We start from the raw sequence: 20,108 nt of genomic DNA, 5'->3' as shown, positions 1-20,108 counted from the left end.
AGATATTCTTCGGTTTTTTTATATCTATTCTATATGAAATTAATAAATTGAGATCTTAGGACATTACAAAATTTGTTACTGTGTATAATGTACAAGAAATGTATTTTTCTTTTCCTTTTCTGTAATTCCATACCCGTTTCCATATTGCACTTTGAATGTTACGCCTTTGATATAATCTGATAATGTTGCAGCCAATTTTTCGGCAATATCTTTCGTGTCTTTATTGTAATAAAAAACAGTAGGGACTTTGGCAAAAAAGCTGTGTTTTTCTTTCCAATCAGGATACACAGTTAATGTGTAGCTTTCTTTTCTAATAAAAGTTATTAATTTCTTTTTTATCGTTGTATCTGGCTTGTATGAATAAAACCGAACCTTGTATTGATCGTTATTATTTTTTTCCCTTGAATTTGAAGCTTCGGCATCAGCTTTTTTTTCGTCTTCTGCTGGTTTTGGAGGCCTTATAGATTCGTATCTTATTTCTATAACTTTGCTTTTCCAAGTCTTTGTATGTGGATTATCAAACTTTTTTACATTTTTAATTCGAATACCACTTTTTCGCAAACTCTTTATGAGCTTGCTTACTTCAATTCTATTTACTTCAGCGCCATACCAAATTGTATTTACTTTATAATGACCATTATCACTAAGAGGCTTCTTAAGATTAAGTGTAAAGCTAGGATCTTTGATTGATTCAATTGCGTTTTGAATTCTATTCCCATCTGCCGTGCGTTTATAATAACGTATAATGGTATTGTCAGAAATATTATTAGTAATTCGAACCAATTTATCTTGTGCCTGCGTTACATTGTTCAATACAGTTTGCCGAGTTTCTCTAGGTTTTGCATCATCATTTAAGTCGTTCTCAATACGAACTAATTCGGTTCGAAGCGTATCTACCAATTGCGTAATAGAATCAGCGCGAGACTTATCTTCCTTTAGCAATCGTTCGTATTCTTTTAATTTCATTTCATATTCTGCAATCAATGCTACATTTTCTCTGTTCTTTTTATCTTGCGTATATATGATAATGGAAGCAATGACAGCAATCATAATTAAAACAACTACTAAATAAATATAATTATAGCGCTTGTCTTTTCTACGAACATCAGCAATTGTTTCTTCTATAGATTTATATGTTTTCATATGCTAGTTGTTCTTTTTTAAATGATAATTAATCGCTTAAATTCGTCGTTTAATTCTCTACGTTCATGCGGTGAAAGTTGCGCCAATGCATTGAGTAAGCGCTTTCTTTTTAATTCAAATACTCTGATGAGGGTAATCCTATTTTTTCGCTTCTGAATTTCTAAAAATGGATAACTTCCAAAAGCACTCGGAATCAATCCTAATAGTGCGGATGTAATGTCTTTTTGCCCTTGACTAATCAATAAAAAGGCAACTAAACCTAAACTCAAACCAATAGCAATGTAGATCAATCGGGAATGAAAACGAATACTTTTTTTGTATCCAGTTTTTGCCACTGCAATTTCTTCTTCAGATACAATCGTATTAATCAATTCGTCATCGTCATCTTCCTCTTCATCCTCAATTTCGTCTGCGTTTTGTATTGCTGCTTTATTGACAATCAGTTTCGGAATATGTTCATCTCCTTGATCGGTCATGGCAATTCGCGATAACGCAATTTTAAAGGAATCTTTAATCGTTCTGCCATTAAACAGTGAATTGTAAAAGTTTCGAGAAAAACTAATGGCAACATCATCTGGAATTTCATTATTCATTCCAATGATATATGCTATATTTTTATTAAAATCAGTAATTCCAGCCAGACTGTGACAAGTATTCATAAACACACAATCAATATGATCTGAAAAGCCCGATAATACATCCGATAAACGCTTGATAGATACTTCTTCCTTATATCCATCAACATCTTCCAAAAGCAATTGTTCATCCGTATTTCCATGTCCAGAAATATGCAGAATATTAGGTTTTATCTTCAGTAAATGATCTATTAAAAGGTCTTTTGTAACTGCGCCTCTCGATTCAAATTCAAATTTTTCTTTGTCATCACTACTTCCTAAAACATCGCGTATGGCATTCTCTTCCACATCCAAACGTAGTGAATCACTATCGATTGGATTGGCTTTAATGAATAATATGTTAATTGTATTTGAAATGATGTTATAATTTTAAATTCATACTATTTGCAAGTGTTTCTAATTTCACACTTTCATTACCACTATTACGAACATTTACACGTGAAAGTATAATTCGTTCTGGGTCGTCACTTTGAAACGTTTCTGTGGCAGCTTCAAACGACAATTTACTTATTTGCTCAATAAAAGACACGTTTACCTGATAGGTTTCTGCATCTTTAAAAGAATTGAAATGTGTAGATCGTACACCTTCTTCCGAGCGACTCACAGGTTTAATGATGCGTTTTTTTTGCATTTGTCTACGCTGACTCGTTAAAAATCCTGCTCTATACAATTGTTCATCTTTTACATAGTACACCACTTTCCAAAACAAATACGGCAATCGTACAATTTCGTCATTGACAGTTTGTAAAAATTCAGGATCATCATCGCGAAACGCTGGACCACTGAATAGACAAATTTTCATACTGTTTTTTACAGCTTCATGATGTAAAATATAATTTTCGATGCTTTTCCAAACACCTCTATTCAATTTACTTACTTGCGGAAGTGCATTGGTATAATAAAACGTAGAACGCGCTGCTATTCTTGCTTCTTCTACATCTTTTCCCCATTGCACATCTTCTCGTTTTGCCATATGACCTCTGTCAAAGTCATACTTTTTGGCACTATACAATGCATTTCCCCATTGTGTTTCTTCAGGAATACGTTCGTCTTTTGACCAACGCTCGCTTCCTTCAAAAATGCTATCTCTTTTAAGTTTATGGAAACATGTTCCATTTACATTAACAGCCGAATAATAGGGGAATTTTCGAAACGGATTTTGCAATACACTAAAGTTTTGATACGGCAAATAATAATCGGACACATTCAACCCTGCAGCTGTAAACTTAGCTGTCTCGCTAATATCAATACTTGGTGCTTGTACTGAATGTGTTTCAAAAAAATTAATTGAGTAACTCAAAATCAGTTTTATTAATGTATTTCTAAATTATTAAATTCTGCAAGCCTACACAACTTCATTAACAAAAGTTTTCTGTCTTTACAGTGAAACAATCAAATCTTCCTCATTTATTTCATTTGGCGTATGCAAATCGGTATCTTCTAAAAAACCATTTGAAAACACGCGCTGCATTTCTGTCGATAATAATCCGTTACGGTAACTTTTCCACTCTGTAACCTTGTCGCCAAACATATCTTTTACAAGATTCGGGAATTTCCAATCAGAATTTTTTCCCCAATGAATAGTAAACGGAATGTCATTTTCTTGCAATACTTCAATCATACGACGCGAATATTCTGTTAAACTCATAATTTTCCGCGACTTTTCCCATAGCACACCATCAATTTCTAACATACAGGTAATTGGAAACTTCGTAAATCCAAGTGTGGCATCTGTTTGCTTTACAAATCGCATGGCAAAAATCCCGGGAATTGGTCCTTCTTTCTGCGTCATTTCTTCCAAAATACGATACGCTTTAGAAGAATCTTTATGATGAATTCCTACCGAAGCAGCAAAAGCTGGCCCTTGATATGGTGCATCCCAAAAGGTTTCATATAAAGTTCCCAAAGTTTCTTCATTCACTTCTGGCAAGATTGTTTTTCGTAATCGTTTGATAAACCATGGAATCGCTTTTGGAAACTTCTCCGACATCTTTATTAACAAATGAATCAGGTCTTTATACAACGATGTTTTAATGACTGGAAACGGATCTGGATATGGAATTTTATACGGTTTTTTATACATCACTTCTATTACATATTCATCTTCATTTGTATACGGATTGATGAATACTTTGTAGTGATACGGACGACTTGGATTGCCATCTTCATCTACTTCACCATCAATTTTGAAAGTGGAATTTTTGAAATCCATCGTATCTGACAATTCTAGTGCCAATTCTTTCTTTATTTTCTTTACATAACGTTTCAACAGAAAACGATCTTCTGCTTCAATAACAACGCCATGAATAAAACCAAACGCGCCTAAGCCAACTAAAGCAGCATTGAATAAATGATCGTTTCTAATTACTCTTGCGTTAATTTTTTTAGCAAAATCATCAGTAAGCGCAGGTTTTGTATGGCGTTCTAAATACACAATGTCCGTTGGTTTATCGCCAATAATAATATTCAATCCAACTACATAATCCTGAATTGAACCTACATTTAAAGCAGAGCCGTGTACGCCAGTTGAAATACAACCAGCAATCGTTTGTCCGTTACTTGCGCCACTTGTTTTTAATGATTTTCCATGCGAACCTAATACTTCCGAAATTCGTTTGATGGTATTTCCACACTCAAAAAAGAATAAATTTTCATTGGCATAATTCGTGTTTTCATGCGTCATTTCTTGTGAAATTGGAATATGAATGCTCATAAAACCATTGTAATGCATATTATCTTTTTGATGTGCAATATGTGATAATGACCAACTAGAACCATACGCTCTAAAACCTTCGTTTCTATCGGCTGCTTCTCTTATGAGTCGTTGAATTTCTTTTGCTGCATCATTGTAACGATCGTATTTAGAAAACATGTGTGTAGAACCTGCTAATTCTGTTACGTATAGCGTTTTCAACGGAAATGGTCCATTGTTATGTAAGGTATCCCAAGTACCTTTTGCGTAAGGTGTTGTCTTTGCCATGATCGTTTAATTATTAGATTTCATACATACATATTTTACACGCACTCTGCGTTTTCGTCCAAAAGTGACTGCACTAAGTAAAACACCGCCAAATGTATTTCGGTATTCTATTGTATGAATTCCGCTTGGTCCACACTTATCTAATAACATGGTAAAATCTTTATCAGTAACTTTAATAGTAATCACTGTATCTATTTCTCTTACTTTCATCATTCGGTAATAATCGGTTCTATCACTTACCGGATCGGGTTCTGGATCACCATACACGTTTTTCAATCGAACCGTGTAACATGATGAAAACAAACAACATATAATTAGTGCTATGCTCCATCTGACGAAAGTCTTATTTCTTAATTTCATAACTAGGTAAATTAGTGAAGTATAAAAGTAGTACCTTTCTGATAGGTTTTCAAGGGTAAAAACACCCTAATGTTTAGTGTATTAATCTCGTTTTACAATTCAGTCCTAAAAATCATCAATTGAGTCATAAAGAGTTTCATGAAGTCATCCAATTATGGAGATTTGATAAAAAAATAACTGAATGGAGACTTTTGCAACATATCTTATTTACATACATGCAACTTTAGGTAGTATTGCTTTTATAGCAGGATTTATAGCTATTATTGCTAAAAAAGGAAATACGACACATAAAAAATCGGGCATTGTATTCTATTACGCTATGTTGGCTGCTGCGTTATCTGCTTTGGTCATTGCTGTATTACCAAAACATGAAAGTCCATTTTTATTCACCATCGGATTATTTAGTTCGTATTTTATCATTACTGGATATCGCGCATTGCGTTTTAAAAAACCGAATCCTAGATTAATAGTAGACAAAATTATTTCTGTATTGATGATTCTTACTGGAATTGTCATGATACTGTATCCATTAATTAGTACAGGAAAAATAAATACGGTCTTAGGTATTTTTGGAACCCTCGGAATCATCTTTGCCATAAGAGATTTGTTACTGTTTAAAAACGCAAAAAAACTCCGCAAATCTTGGTTAAAGCTACATATTGGAAAAATGCTTGGCGGTTATATTTCGGCAGTTACAGCGTTTATTGTTGTCAACCAATTTATTCCAGGCATTGCAGGCTGGTTAGTACCAAGTGTTTTTGGTGCTGCGTATATGAATTATTGGTTTTGGAAACTGAATAAAAAGTAATTGAACTTTTTATGATGAAAACTTCGTATTCAACTCTTCTACGATGGTTGCAATCTTCTCATTTTTAGCTTCTTTTTCTAAAGCAATTGCAGGAGCTTGTCTAACCAAACAATCTTTAACTGCACAACGTTCACAAGTTACTCCAACTGTTTCATGCCTAATGGAAGTGTCTTCCAAAAACTTTAATTTTCGTTCTAACTGTTTATTAATTAACAAGCCTACACTAATACTTCTGTATCGATTATCTTTAAAAGGATCTTTCGTTGCTGATGAAAACACTAGATACTTTGCATCATCGCCTTCATAGTTAGAAATTTGAATGTCAAATTCATGTGCATTTTCACTTTTACTTATATCCTTCAAAACTTTCAATGAAACCCAACGTCTGCAGTAATGTTCATTCGTTTCATTGGCTCTCGGTGAATGTTGATGCGACAAATGGAGTTCTTTCTTCAAATGAAATTTTTCACTATTTGTTTTATATGTAAATCTTAAAAAGAATAAATTCTGAATATTAAATGCTTTTGGTAAAATATTGGTTAAACGTTGATAAAATGATTCTGGGGAAGCATTAAAACTGTCTAATGTTTTAAGAAACGATGCACTATCAAACGTTTTCTTATCAAACAAAGTTTCCAGTTGAGAGGTCAATTCATTCTTAGGAATCGTTAATGCACCCGCAAAATAGGAAGCGTAGAAATTATGTAATACTTGATCAAAACTTTTAAATTTTATCCACGGAAACGTATACAATCTATCAGTAATCTTTAAAAAATTATATGCAATTTCCTTAGCATAAATAAAAGTACGTTGCGCTTCGTCAATTCCGTTTGCAAGTAATAATGTTTTGGTTTTTGGAACGAAAACAGAACGTAAATTTTCCAAAGCTACATAAGAGCTCAATTCATTTCTATTAATAGTATATCCGTATTCTTCGGTTAAAATTTCTTCTAAATATTTTGAAGAGATTGGTTCCGTTAAATCTACTTGATATGCTTTGGAAAAACGTAAAACTTGTTCCTCCAAATCATTAAAATAATTATTATTTGCTTCCTGAAATGAACGTACAGAAGCTAGAAAAAAGCTTTCTCGACTAAAGTTATAATGCTGCGCAATTTCAATAATTGTACTAATAAAAGCATTCACTTTTGCAGGCGCATTGGCTACAATATCGATTAAGTTACTTTCCTTAATTCCAAAAAGTTCCAATGGAATTTCCTTTAAAATTTTTGACTGTAACAACTCTCCTATTGGCGCTAAATTCTTATCCAGTTTTAACGAAACCATCTGATCGTAAGGCACATCCAATTTCTCAGACAAGATCACAATTTTATCTGGTTTTGGATATTTCTTCCCTTTTTCAATTTCGTTCAAATATGATTTTGACAAACCTGAAATTTTAGATAAGCCAAATAATGACAAATTTTTATCGGTGCGAATCTGCTTTAGCTTTAAGCCAAATATGAGTTTTATATATTCTTGTTCCATAATAATAAAGCAAATATAATCATTTTTGCGAACCACGATAAAAAAGCGAATATTTTATTTTAGCGAACGTTCGCTTGTTTTTTTAAAATCTTTGTTTTAATATTGCCCTGTAAAACAATAAGATCATGGAAAACACACTTTTAAATCAATCAAAAATTCAGTTTACTAATGAAGTACGAAATTATTATCCTGAAATTTTAACCGATGACGCTTTAGAATTTATCACAGCACTTCATGAAAACTTTAATGATAAACGACTCACCTTATTACAAAGTCGTGAAGTACAACAAAAGATTTTTGATACTGGAAAATTCCCAGAATTCCCAAAAGAAACAAAAGCCGTCAGAGAAAATGATTGGACAGCTGGAGAAATTCCACAAGATCTTCAAGATCGACGTGTAGAAATCACCGGCCCAGTAGATCGAAAAATGATTATCAATGCGCTAAATTCTGGAGCAAAAACGTTCATGGCCGATTTAGAAGATAGCAATGCTCCTACTTGGAAAAATAGTATTGAAGGGCAACAAAATTTAATGGATGCCAATAACAGAACAATTTCTTTAGTCGATACGAAACGAGAAAAATCATATAAGCTAAATGATGAAATAGCTGTTTTGTTAGTTAGACCTAGAGGTTTACATTTGAATGAAAGACATCTTATAATTAACAATGAAGAAGTCTCAGGAAGCTTGGTAGACTTTGGTTTGTACGTATTCCATAACACAAAAACTTTAGTAGAAAATGGCACTGCACCTTACTTCTACTTACCAAAATTAGAACACTATGCAGAAGCACGCTGGTGGAACGCCGTTTTTGTATTTGCGCAAAACTATTTAAACATCCCAAACGGAACATTTAAAGCAACTGTTTTGGTAGAAACCATTACGGCAAGTTTTCAATTAGACGAAATCATTTATGAATTAAAAGATCATATTGTTGGTCTAAATTGTGGACGCTGGGATTATATATTTTCATACATCAAAAAATTCAGAAATCATCCAAATTTTGTAGTTCCAAATCGTGATCAAGTTACAATGACAACTCCTTTTATGGATGCCTATTCAAAACTGGTCATTCAGCGTTGTCACAAACGTGGTATTCTTGCTATTGGTGGAATGGCTGCTCAAATTCCGATCAAGAACAATGAAAAAGCAAATGCAGCTGCTTTAGAAAAAGTACGAAAAGACAAAGAGCGTGAAGTCAAAAATGGACATGATGGTACTTGGGTTGCGCACCCAGCTTTAGTTACAGTTGCGATGAATGAATTTGATAAACACATGAAAACGCCAAACCAATTACATGTTACACGTGACGATATTCAAATTACGCAGCAAGATTTAATCGAACTGCCAAAAGGAACTATTACAGAAGCAGGAATTAGAAAAAATATCAACGTCGGGCTTTTATACACAGAAGCTTGGTTGCGCGGTTATGGTGCGGTAGCACTGTATAATTTAATGGAAGATGCCGCTACTGCAGAAATTTCAAGAACGCAATTATGGCAATGGTTAAAAAATGAAGTCAAACTAGAAGATGGAAGGAAATTCACTATTGAATTATACATTGAATTATTTGACGATGAAATAGAAAAAATAATTACTGAAATAGGAGAAGTGAATATACGAAATAGTAAATTCGAATTGGCTATTGAGCTTTTTGACAAACTTGTTTTAACTGAAAAATTCGAAGAATTCTTAACGCTTCCAGCATACAAATACATCTAAAAAAAACAATCCTGCGATTGCGGCAACAATCAACAGGATCTAATTATTAATAGTAATAACGTATCACAAAATTATGAAAAATTTATCACAAACAAACTATAGTTCTGCATTAGAGACTGTACGAAATCTTAAAAAGAAATATGGCGAAACTTGGAATGAAATACATTCTGAAAGCGCTGCAAGAATGATGATTCAAAATCGTTTCAAAACTGGTTTAGATATCGCTTCATACACTGCAAATATTATGAGAGAAGATATGGCAGCTTATGATGCAGATGCTTCACAATACACACAATCTCTCGGTTGCTGGCATGGTTTTGTAGCGCAACAAAAAATGATCGCTGTAAAAAAACATCACAAAACGACCGCTAAAAAATACTTATATCTCTCAGGATGGATGGTTGCAGCATTGCGTTCAGAATTTGGTCCATTACCAGATCAATCTATGCATGAAAAAACAGCGGTTTCATCACTCATAAAAGAAATTTACGACTTCTTACGTCAAGCAGATGCTATAGAACTTAACGACTTGTTTAGAAGATTAGAAAACGGAGAAGATGTGCAAGATCAAATTGATAATTTTGAAACACATATCGTTCCTATTATAGCAGATATTGATGCTGGTTTTGGGAATGAAGAAGCTACTTATTTATTGGCGAAACAAATGATTCAAGCTGGTGCTTGCGCAATTCAAATCGAAAATCAAGTATCAGATGCTAAACAATGTGGACATCAAGATGGTAAAGTAACGGTGCCGCATGAAGATTTCATTGCAAAACTAAATGCAATTAGATATGCGTTTTTAGAACTAGGAATTGAAAACGGAATCATTGTGGCAAGAACAGATTCTGAAGGTGCTGGTTTAACTCAAAAACTACCTGTGAGTGAAAAACCGGGCGATTTAGCTTCTCAATATTTGGCTTTTGTAGAAGCTCAAGAAATAGCAATTGCTGATGCTAAAGAAGATGAAGTATTGCTAAAAAGAAATGGCAAATTAGTACGTCCTGTAAGATTAGCAAATGGTTTGTACAAATTTAAAAATGGTTCTAATATTGACAGAGTTGTATTAGATTGTATTACTAGCCTTCAAAACGGCGCCGATCTTTTATGGATTGAAACACCAACGCCAAACGTAAAGCAAATTGCACACATGGTTAACAGAGTGAAAGAAGTTGTGCCAAATGCGAAATTAGTTTACAACAACTCACCTTCTTTCAATTGGACTCTAAATTTCCGCAATCAAGCGTATGAGGAAATGCTTTTAGAAGGCGAAAACATGACAGCTTATGATCGTAATAATTTAATGGATGCGCAATACGATGGATCGGAATTATGTCACCGCGCTGATGAGAAAATCAAAACTTTTCAAATGGATAGTTCAAGAGAAGCAGGTATTTTCCATCATCTAATTACACTACCAACCTATCATACAACTGCGCTTCACATGAACAATTTAACAGAAGGATATTTTGGCGAAGAAGCAATGTTAGCGTATGTAAAAGGCGTGCAAAGACAAGAAATTCGTAATGGTGTTTCTTGTGTAAAACATCAAAGAATGGCAGGTTCAGATCTTGGTGACGATCACAAAACATTCTTCGCAGGTGAAAAAGCATTAAAAGCAAGCGGTGAAAAAAACACTTCAAATCAATTTGAAGTTCGTGGTAATACTGCTAAAGTTGAAGAAAAAATAAGTGTACTTGCATCATAGATACAAAACAGTTTTAATCATCAACGTGAATTCAATCCAAAAGCTGTTAACGTATTAAGAATAAGCGGTTGTCACTTCGAGCCCAGTCGAGAAGCATAGAAAATATGTTGTTTTTATTGAATCTCGACTGCGCTCGATTTGACACTTGCATTAAAATACTGAAAATCAAATCAATAAAAATAAAATTGTATTAAGTTCGCGTCACTCAGTATTATAAACAAACATGCAAACAAAAAATAATTTTACAACAACGAATCTAATACATGTTATATTTAAGATTTAAACAAAACACCTTAACACACTTTTAAGAAATATTAACACAAGATTGGCTATTTTAGAAGCTTAAATTAATAGCCAAATGCTAAGAACCAATCTTTCTGTCCTTTTGGGACTTTTCTTCGCGTGCACACTATTTGCACAAGACAAAAAAAATGCTGAAAAATGGGATGTTTCCAATCCTAAAGGAGACTTCAATTACAAAGACCATAAATTTACCACCAACGAAGGTACTTGGATGAACTTAGATGTAAGTCCTGATGGAAAAACCATTGTATTTGATATGATGGGAGATATTTATACGATTCCCATTTCTGGTGGAACTGCCAAAGCACTTCGCACAGGAATTCCATTTGAAATACAACCACACTTTAGTCCAGATGGTTCTAAAATTCTATTCACAAGTGATGCTGGTGGCGGTGATAATATTTGGGTAATGGATAAAAATGGTGCGAATGCTAAGCAAATCACCAAAGAAAGTTTCCGCTTACTAAACAACGCTACTTGGATGCCAAATGGAAATTCGTTTGTAGCACGTAAACACTTTACGTCTCAACGTTCACTTGGTGCTGGAGAAATGTGGCAGTATCACATAACTGGCGGTTCTGGTTTACAATTAACCAAAAAGAAAAACGCACAGCAAGATGTCAACGAACCTTCTGTTTCTCCTGACGGTCGCTATTTATATTATAGTGAAGATGTATATCCTGGCGGATCGTTTCAATACAATAAAGATCCTAACAAACAAATCTATGTCATTAAACGTTACGATTTCCAAACAGGAAAAACAACACAAGTAACTGGCGGACCTGGCGGCGCATCGCGTCCACAAATATCTAGAGATGGTAAAAAGTTAGCTTTCATCAAAAGAGTTCGTACAAAATCGGTTTTATTTGTGCACGACTTAAAAACAGGTGAAGAATGGCCATTATATGATGCTTTAAACAAAGATCAGCAAGAAGCTTGGGCAATATTTGGTGTCTATCCAAACTTTAGTTGGATGCCAGATAACAAAGGAATTGTTTTTTGGGCAGGCGGAAAAATTAATAAAATTGATGTTTCTTCTTTAAAAGTGACAAACATTCCTTTTACGGTAAATGCTACGATTCAAATTGCAGAAGCTGTTTCGTTTGATACGCCAGTTGCACCAGACGAATTTGATGCAAAAGTCATTCGTCAAGCTGTAACTTCTCCAAATGGAAAAACGTTGGTATTTAATGCGGTTGGTTATTTATGGAAGAAAAATTTACCAAACGGAACACCAAAACGATTAACGAAAGGAACTGATTTTGAATCGGAACCTAGTTTTTCGCCTGACGGAAAAGAAATTGTATACGTTACTTGGAATGATTTAAACTTAGGTTCTGTTCGAAAAATCTCAATAAACGGCGGAAACTCAATGCAATTATCTACTGAAAAAGGAAGTTTTAGAACGCCTTCTTTTTCTCCTGATGGAAAACACATTGTCTACCGAAAAGAACGCGGAAACAACGATCAAGGATTTACGTTTGCTAAAAATGCAGGAATCTATACAATGAAAGCAAATGGTAGCGATGCAAAACTCGTGACTGCACAAGGTGAATATCCAATTTTCTCGACAGATGGGAAACGTATCTTTATCCAAACTGGCGGAACGTATTTTGGTAGTTTAACAAAAGCATTACACAGTGTAAATCTTCAAGGACAAGACAAACGCACACACTTCAGCTCAAAATATGCAAACAGAATTGTACCAAGTCCAGATAATAAATGGGTAGCATTTTCACAATTGCACAAAGCCTATGTTGCTCCGATGATTGTTACAGGTCAAAAAGTAAATTTAGACAACAAAACAAAAGCATTTCCTGTAGCTCAAATTGCAAAAGATGCTGGAGTAAACTTGCATTGGTCTTCAGACAGTAAAAAAGTACTATGGACGTTAGGTGACGAATATTTCTCAAATGAAATCAAAGACAAATTCACTTTCTTAGAAGGTTCTCCAGAAAAAGCAACTGAAATTACTACGAAAGGAACAAAAATCAATCTTACCATAAAAACAGACAAACCAAGTGGTCGAATTGCATTTACAAATGCACGCATCATCACTATGGAAAATGAGCAAGTCATTGAAAAAGGAACTGTGCTCGTAAAAAACAATCGTATCGAAGCTATTGGAACGGATGTTCGTATACCAAACGGAACAAAAACCTATGACATGACAGGGAAAACCATCATGCCTGGAATGGTAGATGCGCACGCACATATTGGTGCATTTCGTTATGGATTAACAACTCAAAAACACTGGCAACTCTATGCAAATCTTGCATTTGGAGTGACAACAGCGCATGATCCTTCTGCAAATACAGAAACGGTTTTTGCCTTATCGGAATTAGTAAAAAACGGAACACTCGTTGGACCACGCCTCTACTCTACTGGATTTATCTTATACGGAGCTGATGGCGATTTTAAAGCGGTTGTCAATAATTTAGATGATGCACGTTCATCAATCAGAAGAACAAAAGCATTTGGTGCATTATCGGTAAAAAGTTACAATCAACCACGTCGCGAACAACGTCAGCAAATATTGCAAGCTGCTCGCGAAGAAGGAATATTTGTAGTTCCTGAAGGCGGATCAACATTTTATCACAACATGACTATGATTATGGATGGACATACAGGAGTTGAACACAACATTCCAGTTGCGCCTGTGTACAAAGATGTGTTGGAATTGTGGGGAACTAGTAAAACTGGATATACACCAACCTTAATTGTAAATTATGGTGGTGTAAACGGTGAATTTTATTGGTACCAAAAAACAAATGTTTGGGAAAATGAAAAACTATTAAAATATACGCCAAGAGCAATCATTGATGCGCGTTCAAGACATCGCACCATGTTACCAGAAGAAGAATATAAAAACGGACATATTTTAGTTTCTGAAACGGTAAAAGCATTGGCAGACAAAGGTGTAAAAGTAAATTTGGGAGCACACGGACAATTGCAAGGTTTAGGCGCACATTGGGAATTATGGCTGATAGAACAAGGAGGAATGTCACCAATGGAAGCCTTAAAAACTGCAACCATCAATCCTGCGGAATATATTGGAGCAGGAAACGATATTGGTTCGCTAAAAGTTGGAAAGCTTGCTGATTTAATCATCATGGATAAAAATCCTTTGGAAAACATTCGCAATACAGAAAGCATTACACACACCATGATTAACGGACGTTTGTACGATACTGAAACGATGAATGAGATAGGAAACGAAGCGAAAAAACGTTCACAATTCTATTGGGAAAATAATAAATATAACGGAGCATTTCCTTGGCACGAAGAATCAAATAGTTTCATGCGTCCAGGTTGTGGTTGTCATTTAGGACATCAGTAAAATGATAAATGTTGAATTATAAATTTTAAATGTAAAAGTGTTTTAAAACATCACTTTGAAATACTGAATTGTAAATGATTTTCAAACGTCACTTCGAGTGATTTTTGCAGAAAATTGTATCGAGAAGTTCTATGAAATTATAAATTTTAAATGTAAAAGTTTTTTAAAACATCTCTTTGAAATACTGAATTATAAATGATTTTCGAACGTCACTTCGAGTGATTTTCGCAGAAAATCGTATCGAGAAGTTCTATGAAATTATAAATGGCTTTGAAACGTCATTACGAGGAGTTTGCGACGAAGTAATCTGCTTGTTGAGAAACAGATTGCCACACGTTTTTTTAAAACGCTCGCAAAGACACTTCGACAAGCTCAGTATAAACGAACAACAGACAACAAACAACAGATAAACAAATCATCAATCAAAAACCAAAACCAACCTAAAATGAAAAAACTAATCCTACTAGTACTCACCTTTTCCGTTATTGGGATGTCTGCGCAAGATTTCTCTATGGAAACGGTAAAAAACATGAAACCGCGGAATATTGGACCTGGCGGAATGAGCGGACGAGTCACAGCAATTGATGTCGTAACCGAAAATCCAGATGTAATGTATGTCGGAACGGCTTCTGGAGGACTCTGGAAATCTACTTCTGGCGGCATTAAATGGACACCACTTTTCGATAAAGAAGTGACGGCTTCTGTCGGAGCTGTAGCCATTCAACAATCCAATCCGAGTGTGATTTGGGTAGGAACTGGAGAAGGAAATCCTAGAAACAGTTTGAATGGCGGTTACGGAATTTACAAATCCTTAGATGGTGGAAAAAACTGGAAACTCATGGGATTGGAGAAAACGCGACATATTCATCGTGTGATTATCGATCCTACAAATCCTAATGTAGTGTATGTTGCTGCAATTGGTTCTCCATGGGGAGAACATCCAGAACGCGGTGTATACAAAACAACTGATGGCGGAGAAACGTGGAAACAAATTCTATTCGCAAATAACAAAACTGGAGCTGCCGATTTAGTGATGGATCCTACAAATCCAAATAAACTAATCGCTTCCATGTGGGAACACAAACGCGATCCATGGTTTTTCAAATCTGGAGGAAAAGGTTCTGGATTACACATCACACATGATGGTGGAAAAACTTGGAAAAAATTAAGTGATAAAGAAGGATTGCCAAAAGGTGATTTGGGAAGAATCGGAGTTGCCATCGCGCCAAGCAGTCCAAACATTATTTATGCATTGATTGAAGCAAAAAAGAATGCGTTGTACAAAAGTACTGATGGCGGATTTAAGTGGACAAAAGTAAATGACAAAGCTGGTATTGGGAATCGTCCGTTTTACTATTCTGAAATTTATGTTGATCCGCAAAACGAAAATAGACTCTATACAATTTTTACCTATGTAAATGTTTCTGAAGATGGTGGGAAAAGCTTCAAACAACTCATGCCAGCGTACGGAGTAAGCAATGGTGTGCATCCAGATCATCACGCATGGTGGATTCATCCTACGAATGGAAAATTCATGATTGACGGAAATGATGGAGGAATGAATATCACCAAAGATCGTGGACAAACGTGGCGTTTTATAGGAAATCTTCCTGTAGCCCAATTTTATCATATTAATGTAGATAACGAATATCCGTACAATGTATATGGCGGAATGCAAGATAACGGTTCATGGCGCGGACCAGCGTATGTATGGCGTGCACAAGGAATTCGCAATTCATATTGGCAAGAAATTTCGTTTGGTGACGGATTTGACGTGGTACCAGACAAAGACGATTCTCGTTACGGTTGGTCAATGAGTCAGCAAGGTTTTGTATCTCGTTACGATTGGATGACTGGAAATAATTACACCGTAAAACCAACACATCCTGATGCAAATGTAAAATTACGTTTCAATTGGAACGCTGCGATAAATATTGATCCTTTTGATAATAACACGCTTTATTTTGGAAGTCAGTTTGTACATAAAAGCACTGATAAAGGCTTGACTTGGACTGTGATTTCGGATGATTTGTCTACGAATGATCCTGAAAAATTGAAACAAGCAGAAAGTGGCGGATTGACAATGGACGCTACAGGTGCAGAAAATCACTGTACTATTTTAGTGATTGAACCTTCTCTCCTAGAACGAAATATGTTGTGGGCAGCAACTGATGATGGACGTGTTCATGTGACTAGAAATGGCGGACAAGAATGGACAGAAGTTACCAAGAACATCAAAGGTTTGCCGAAAGGAAGCTGGATTGTTCAAGTGAAAGCTTCAAACAAAAAACAAGGAGAAGCTTTATTGGTTGCTAATGATTACAGAAGATTCAATTATGAACCGTATGCGTATAGAACTACAAATTATGGTAAAACGTGGGAACGCATTGTAGATGCTTCTGATGTAAAAAGTTATACCTTATCAATCGTGGAAGATCCTGAGAATAAAAATTTATTGTTTTTAGGAACAGATGATGGTTTGTATATTTCGCTTGACGCTGGGAATAAATGGCAAAAATGGACCGCAGGTTTTCCAACAGTTTCTACGAAAGATTTAGTGATTCAGCCACGTGAACAAGATTTAGTGATTGGTACTTTTGGTAGAGCTGCATGGGTTTTAGATGATATTCGTCCGTTGCGAGCTATTGCAGGTGACAAAAGCATTTTATCTAAAAATATCGCATTATTTGAACCGCCAACAGCATATCAAGCGGCCTATCAACAACCTACAGGAAGTCGTTTTGGTGCAGATGCAACTTATCATGGAGAAAATAAAAGAGGTGGTGCTATGATTTCGTATTACATCAAAAAGAAAAAGATGCCTAAACCTCCTAAAAAGGATAAGAAGAAAGAGGCTGATGAAGACGAAATAAAGGAAAAGAAAGTAAAATGGGATTCTATTAAATTGGAAGTATATAACAATGGAAAGTTGATTCGTACCCTAAAAAATAAAGCTCCAAAAGAAAATGGAATTCACAGAATGTTTTGGGGAATGAACGAAAAAGGTGTTGATAGACCTTCACGAACAATTCGTAAGTCAAAACGCGAACGCGGTGGAATGTCCGTAAAACCAGGAACGTATCAGTTGAAAATGACTTATGGCGATCAAACTTCTGAAACGACTATTAAAGTAGCAAGCGATCCACGTTTACAAGTTTCTCAAAAAAATATTGATGAAACGTATGCAGCTGGAAAGAAAATTCAAAACATGAGTCAAACTGCTGCTGACGCTGTAAAGCAATTGGTTGAAAGCAAAAATGCAGCTAAAAAATATCAAACGACACTTTCTAAGTTAGACAAGAAAAAGCACAAAGAAGCCATCAAAGAATCGAAAAATATTATCAAACGAATTGATGAAGTTATTGCGTTGTATTTAGGAAAAGAAGACAAACGACAAGGAATTACACGAAATCCTGAAGTAAATGTCATGCAACGTATTGGAGCTGCTGGTTGGTATACTGGTTCACGTCAAACTGGATTGACTACTACAGAACGTCAATTAATGCAGCATGCTGAAGACGCACTCAAAGAAGCATTGAACAAAACAAATGTATTCTTTACTGATGAGTGGAACGCATATCGTTCAAAAATGGAACAAATTGACATTAAGCCATTTAAAGAAACCAAATCATTTCAATTAAAAAACTAACAGATGAAAAAACTAAGTCTATTATGCATACTCAGTATTTTCTTTTTCTCGTGTGAAAATGATAAAAAGAAGGATGAAAAGAAAGACACAGCGCAATCAGTCAAAGAATATACGATTGCTCAAATTATGGACAATGAAAGTGTTCGTGGCGGGAGCTTTTCTCCTGATAAATCAAAATTATTAGTCACGAGTAACCGTTCAGGAATTTTTAATATGTATACCATTCCTGCAAAAGGCGGTGAATATACTCCAATTACAAAGTCAGATAGTGCCTCTGTATATTCTATCTCGTTTTTCCCAGAAGATGAACGTATTTTATATAGAATGGACAATAACGGTGATGAAATTTTTCACCTTTTCGTTAAAAATACCGATGGAACTTCTCAAGAATTAACAGCTAAAAAAGGTGCTAGAGCTTCTTTCTTTGGTTGGTCGAAAGACAAGAAAAGTTTTTTCTATCAGTCTAACGAACGCGACAATCGTTTTATGGATTTGTATGAAATGGACGCACAAACATTCACGTCAAAATTGATCTATAAAAATGAAAATGGTTATGGACTTGGTAGTATTTCAGATGATAAAAACTATTTAGCACTAGGAAAAAGTATCAATACGAATGACAATGATTTATTTGTATATAATTTACAAACTAAAAAGTTGACAAAAGTAAATTCTAGCGCAAGCGCAAATAATGCACAAGAATTTTCAAGCGACAATACTACATTGTTTTATACTACCGATGCAACAGGCGAATTTGGCTATTTAATGAAGTATAATTTGGCTGATGGAACACACGAAAAAGTTTTAGAGAAATCGTGGGATATCATGGGAAGTTATATCTCGGAAAATGGAACATATCGTGTTACATACATGAATGAAGATGCTAAAAATGCAATTGAAATTATAACTGTTGCCACAGGAAAAAAGCTAGATTTACCTGATTTTGGCGATCAAAGTATTACCAATCTTAGTTTTTCTAGAGATGAAACTAAAATGCGTTTGTATGTTGGTGGTTCAAACACACCTTCAAACCTGTATGTGTATGATTTGAAAACTAAAGAGTTGACACAACTTACCAATACTCTTAACAAAGAAGTGAATATTGACGATATGGTAACTGCAAAAGTTGTTCGTTACAAATCGTTTGATGGCACAGTAATTCCTGCAATTTATTACTTACCAAAACAAGCTTCTGCTACAAATAAAGTTCCTGCAATGGTTTGGGTTCATGGTGGTCCTGGTGGGCAATCGAGACAATCATTTAGTGCATTAATTCAGTATTTAGTAAATCATGGATATGCCATATTAGCCGTTAATAACCGTGGAAGTAGTGGTTATGGAAAAACGTTTTATAAGATGGACAATCAAAATCACGGAGAAGGTGATTTACAAGATTGTGTAGAAGGTAAAAACTGGCTGGCTTCTCAATCTGAAATTGATAGCGAAAAAATTGGAATCATGGGCGGCTCGTATGGTGGTTATATGACCATGGCTGCCTTGACATATACACCTGAAGAGTTTAAAGTTGGTGTCAATATTTTTGGTGTAACGAATTGGATTCGCACCTTAAAAAACATTCCACCATGGTGGGAATCGTTCAAAGATGCATTGTATGATGAATTAGGAAATCCGCATACAGCAGATTCTGTTCGCCTCAAAAGAATTTCACCATTATTTCACACAGATAAAGTAACAAAACCTTTAATGGTTTTACAAGGTGCTAAAGATCCGCGAGTGTTACAAGTAGAATCGGATGAAATTGTAGCTGGTGTAAAGAAAAATGGGGTTCCTGTGGAATACTTATTGTTTGAAGATGAAGGACACGGTTTTGTTAAAAAAGAAAATCAGATAAAAGCCAATAGTCAAATCCTCTCATTTTTAGATAAGTATCTTAAAAAGAAAGAAGATTTTAAAAACTAAGAAATTGTAATAGTTTGTTTTTGTTTTAATATCTACTTACCTTGTTAACA

12 protein-coding genes are annotated in these 20,108 nt (G+C 34.9%); 6 read left to right on the top strand and 6 right to left on the bottom strand.

Translation table 11 applies throughout. The features are described from left to right. Positions 1-75: 75 nt before the first annotated feature. The 5 genes from ACRBBL_RS23135 to ACRBBL_RS23115 all read right to left on the bottom strand — a co-directional run bounded on the left by ACRBBL_RS23135 (position 76) and on the right by ACRBBL_RS23115 (position 5,034). The gene (locus ACRBBL_RS23135) at positions 76-1,143 is read right to left on the bottom strand and encodes a hypothetical protein (protein ID WP_431371472.1); all 1,068 of its coding nucleotides are present in this window, start codon (positions 1,141-1,143) and stop codon (positions 76-78) included. A gap of 17 nt (positions 1,144-1,160) precedes the next feature. Further along, positions 1,161-2,066 carry a CHAT domain-containing protein gene (locus ACRBBL_RS23130; RefSeq protein ID WP_431371471.1) on the bottom strand — a complete coding sequence of 302 codons (906 nt, stop codon included), beginning with the start codon at positions 2,064-2,066 and terminating at the stop codon, positions 1,161-1,163. Positions 2,067-2,139: 73 nt separating this feature from the next. Continuing rightward, positions 2,140-3,078, bottom strand: coding sequence for a DNA/RNA non-specific endonuclease (locus ACRBBL_RS23125; protein WP_431371470.1), 939 nt, complete (start codon positions 3,076-3,078; stop codon positions 2,140-2,142). A 78-nt stretch (positions 3,079-3,156) separates the two neighbouring features. Then, positions 3,157-4,758: an FAD-binding protein gene (locus ACRBBL_RS23120; protein WP_431371469.1), complete on the bottom strand. Its 1,602-nt coding sequence runs from the start codon at positions 4,756-4,758 to the stop codon at positions 3,157-3,159. A gap of 6 nt (positions 4,759-4,764) precedes the next feature. Further along, a complete protein-coding gene (locus ACRBBL_RS23115; protein WP_431371468.1) occupies positions 4,765-5,034 on the bottom strand; it encodes a hypothetical protein in 270 nt (89 codons plus the stop codon). Between the two features lie 265 nt (positions 5,035-5,299). On the opposite strand from ACRBBL_RS23115, the gene ACRBBL_RS23110 reads away from it, so the two are divergent. Beyond that, positions 5,300-5,926 carry a DUF2306 domain-containing protein gene (locus ACRBBL_RS23110; RefSeq protein ID WP_431371467.1) on the top strand — a complete coding sequence of 209 codons (627 nt, stop codon included), beginning with the start codon at positions 5,300-5,302 and terminating at the stop codon, positions 5,924-5,926. A 9-nt stretch (positions 5,927-5,935) separates the two neighbouring features. Here the strand turns inward: ACRBBL_RS23110 and ACRBBL_RS23105 are convergent, their stop codons facing one another. Next, a complete protein-coding gene (locus ACRBBL_RS23105) occupies positions 5,936-7,414 on the bottom strand; it encodes a helix-turn-helix domain-containing protein (protein WP_431371466.1) in 1,479 nt (492 codons plus the stop codon). A 125-nt stretch (positions 7,415-7,539) separates the two neighbouring features. On the opposite strand from ACRBBL_RS23105, the gene aceB reads away from it, so the two are divergent. The 5 genes from aceB to ACRBBL_RS23080 all read left to right on the top strand — a co-directional run bounded on the left by aceB (position 7,540) and on the right by ACRBBL_RS23080 (position 20,058). Next, positions 7,540-9,138 (top strand): malate synthase A, encoded by a 1,599-nt coding sequence (gene aceB, locus ACRBBL_RS23100; RefSeq protein WP_431371465.1) that lies wholly within the window; start codon positions 7,540-7,542, stop codon positions 9,136-9,138. Between the two features lie 73 nt (positions 9,139-9,211). Next, positions 9,212-10,846, top strand: a complete 1,635-nt coding sequence (locus ACRBBL_RS23095) for an isocitrate lyase (protein ID WP_431371464.1) — start codon at positions 9,212-9,214, stop codon at positions 10,844-10,846. A gap of 358 nt (positions 10,847-11,204) precedes the next feature. Further along, the gene (locus ACRBBL_RS23090) at positions 11,205-14,489 is read left to right on the top strand and encodes an amidohydrolase family protein (RefSeq protein ID WP_431371463.1); all 3,285 of its coding nucleotides are present in this window, start codon (positions 11,205-11,207) and stop codon (positions 14,487-14,489) included. 445 nt (positions 14,490-14,934) lie between these two features. Then, a complete protein-coding gene (locus ACRBBL_RS23085; RefSeq protein WP_431371462.1) occupies positions 14,935-18,138 on the top strand; it encodes a WD40/YVTN/BNR-like repeat-containing protein in 3,204 nt (1,067 codons plus the stop codon). Positions 18,139-18,141: 3 nt separating this feature from the next. Next, positions 18,142-20,058, top strand: a complete 1,917-nt coding sequence (locus ACRBBL_RS23080; protein ID WP_431371461.1) for an alpha/beta fold hydrolase — start codon at positions 18,142-18,144, stop codon at positions 20,056-20,058. Positions 20,059-20,108 lie beyond the last annotated feature (50 nt).

Origin of the sequence: Kordia sp. (assembly GCF_050633145.1) — a bacterium.
GTDB lineage: Bacteria > Bacteroidota > Bacteroidia > Flavobacteriales > Flavobacteriaceae > Kordia.
This window is presented reverse-complemented; position numbering and strand designations above follow the sequence as displayed.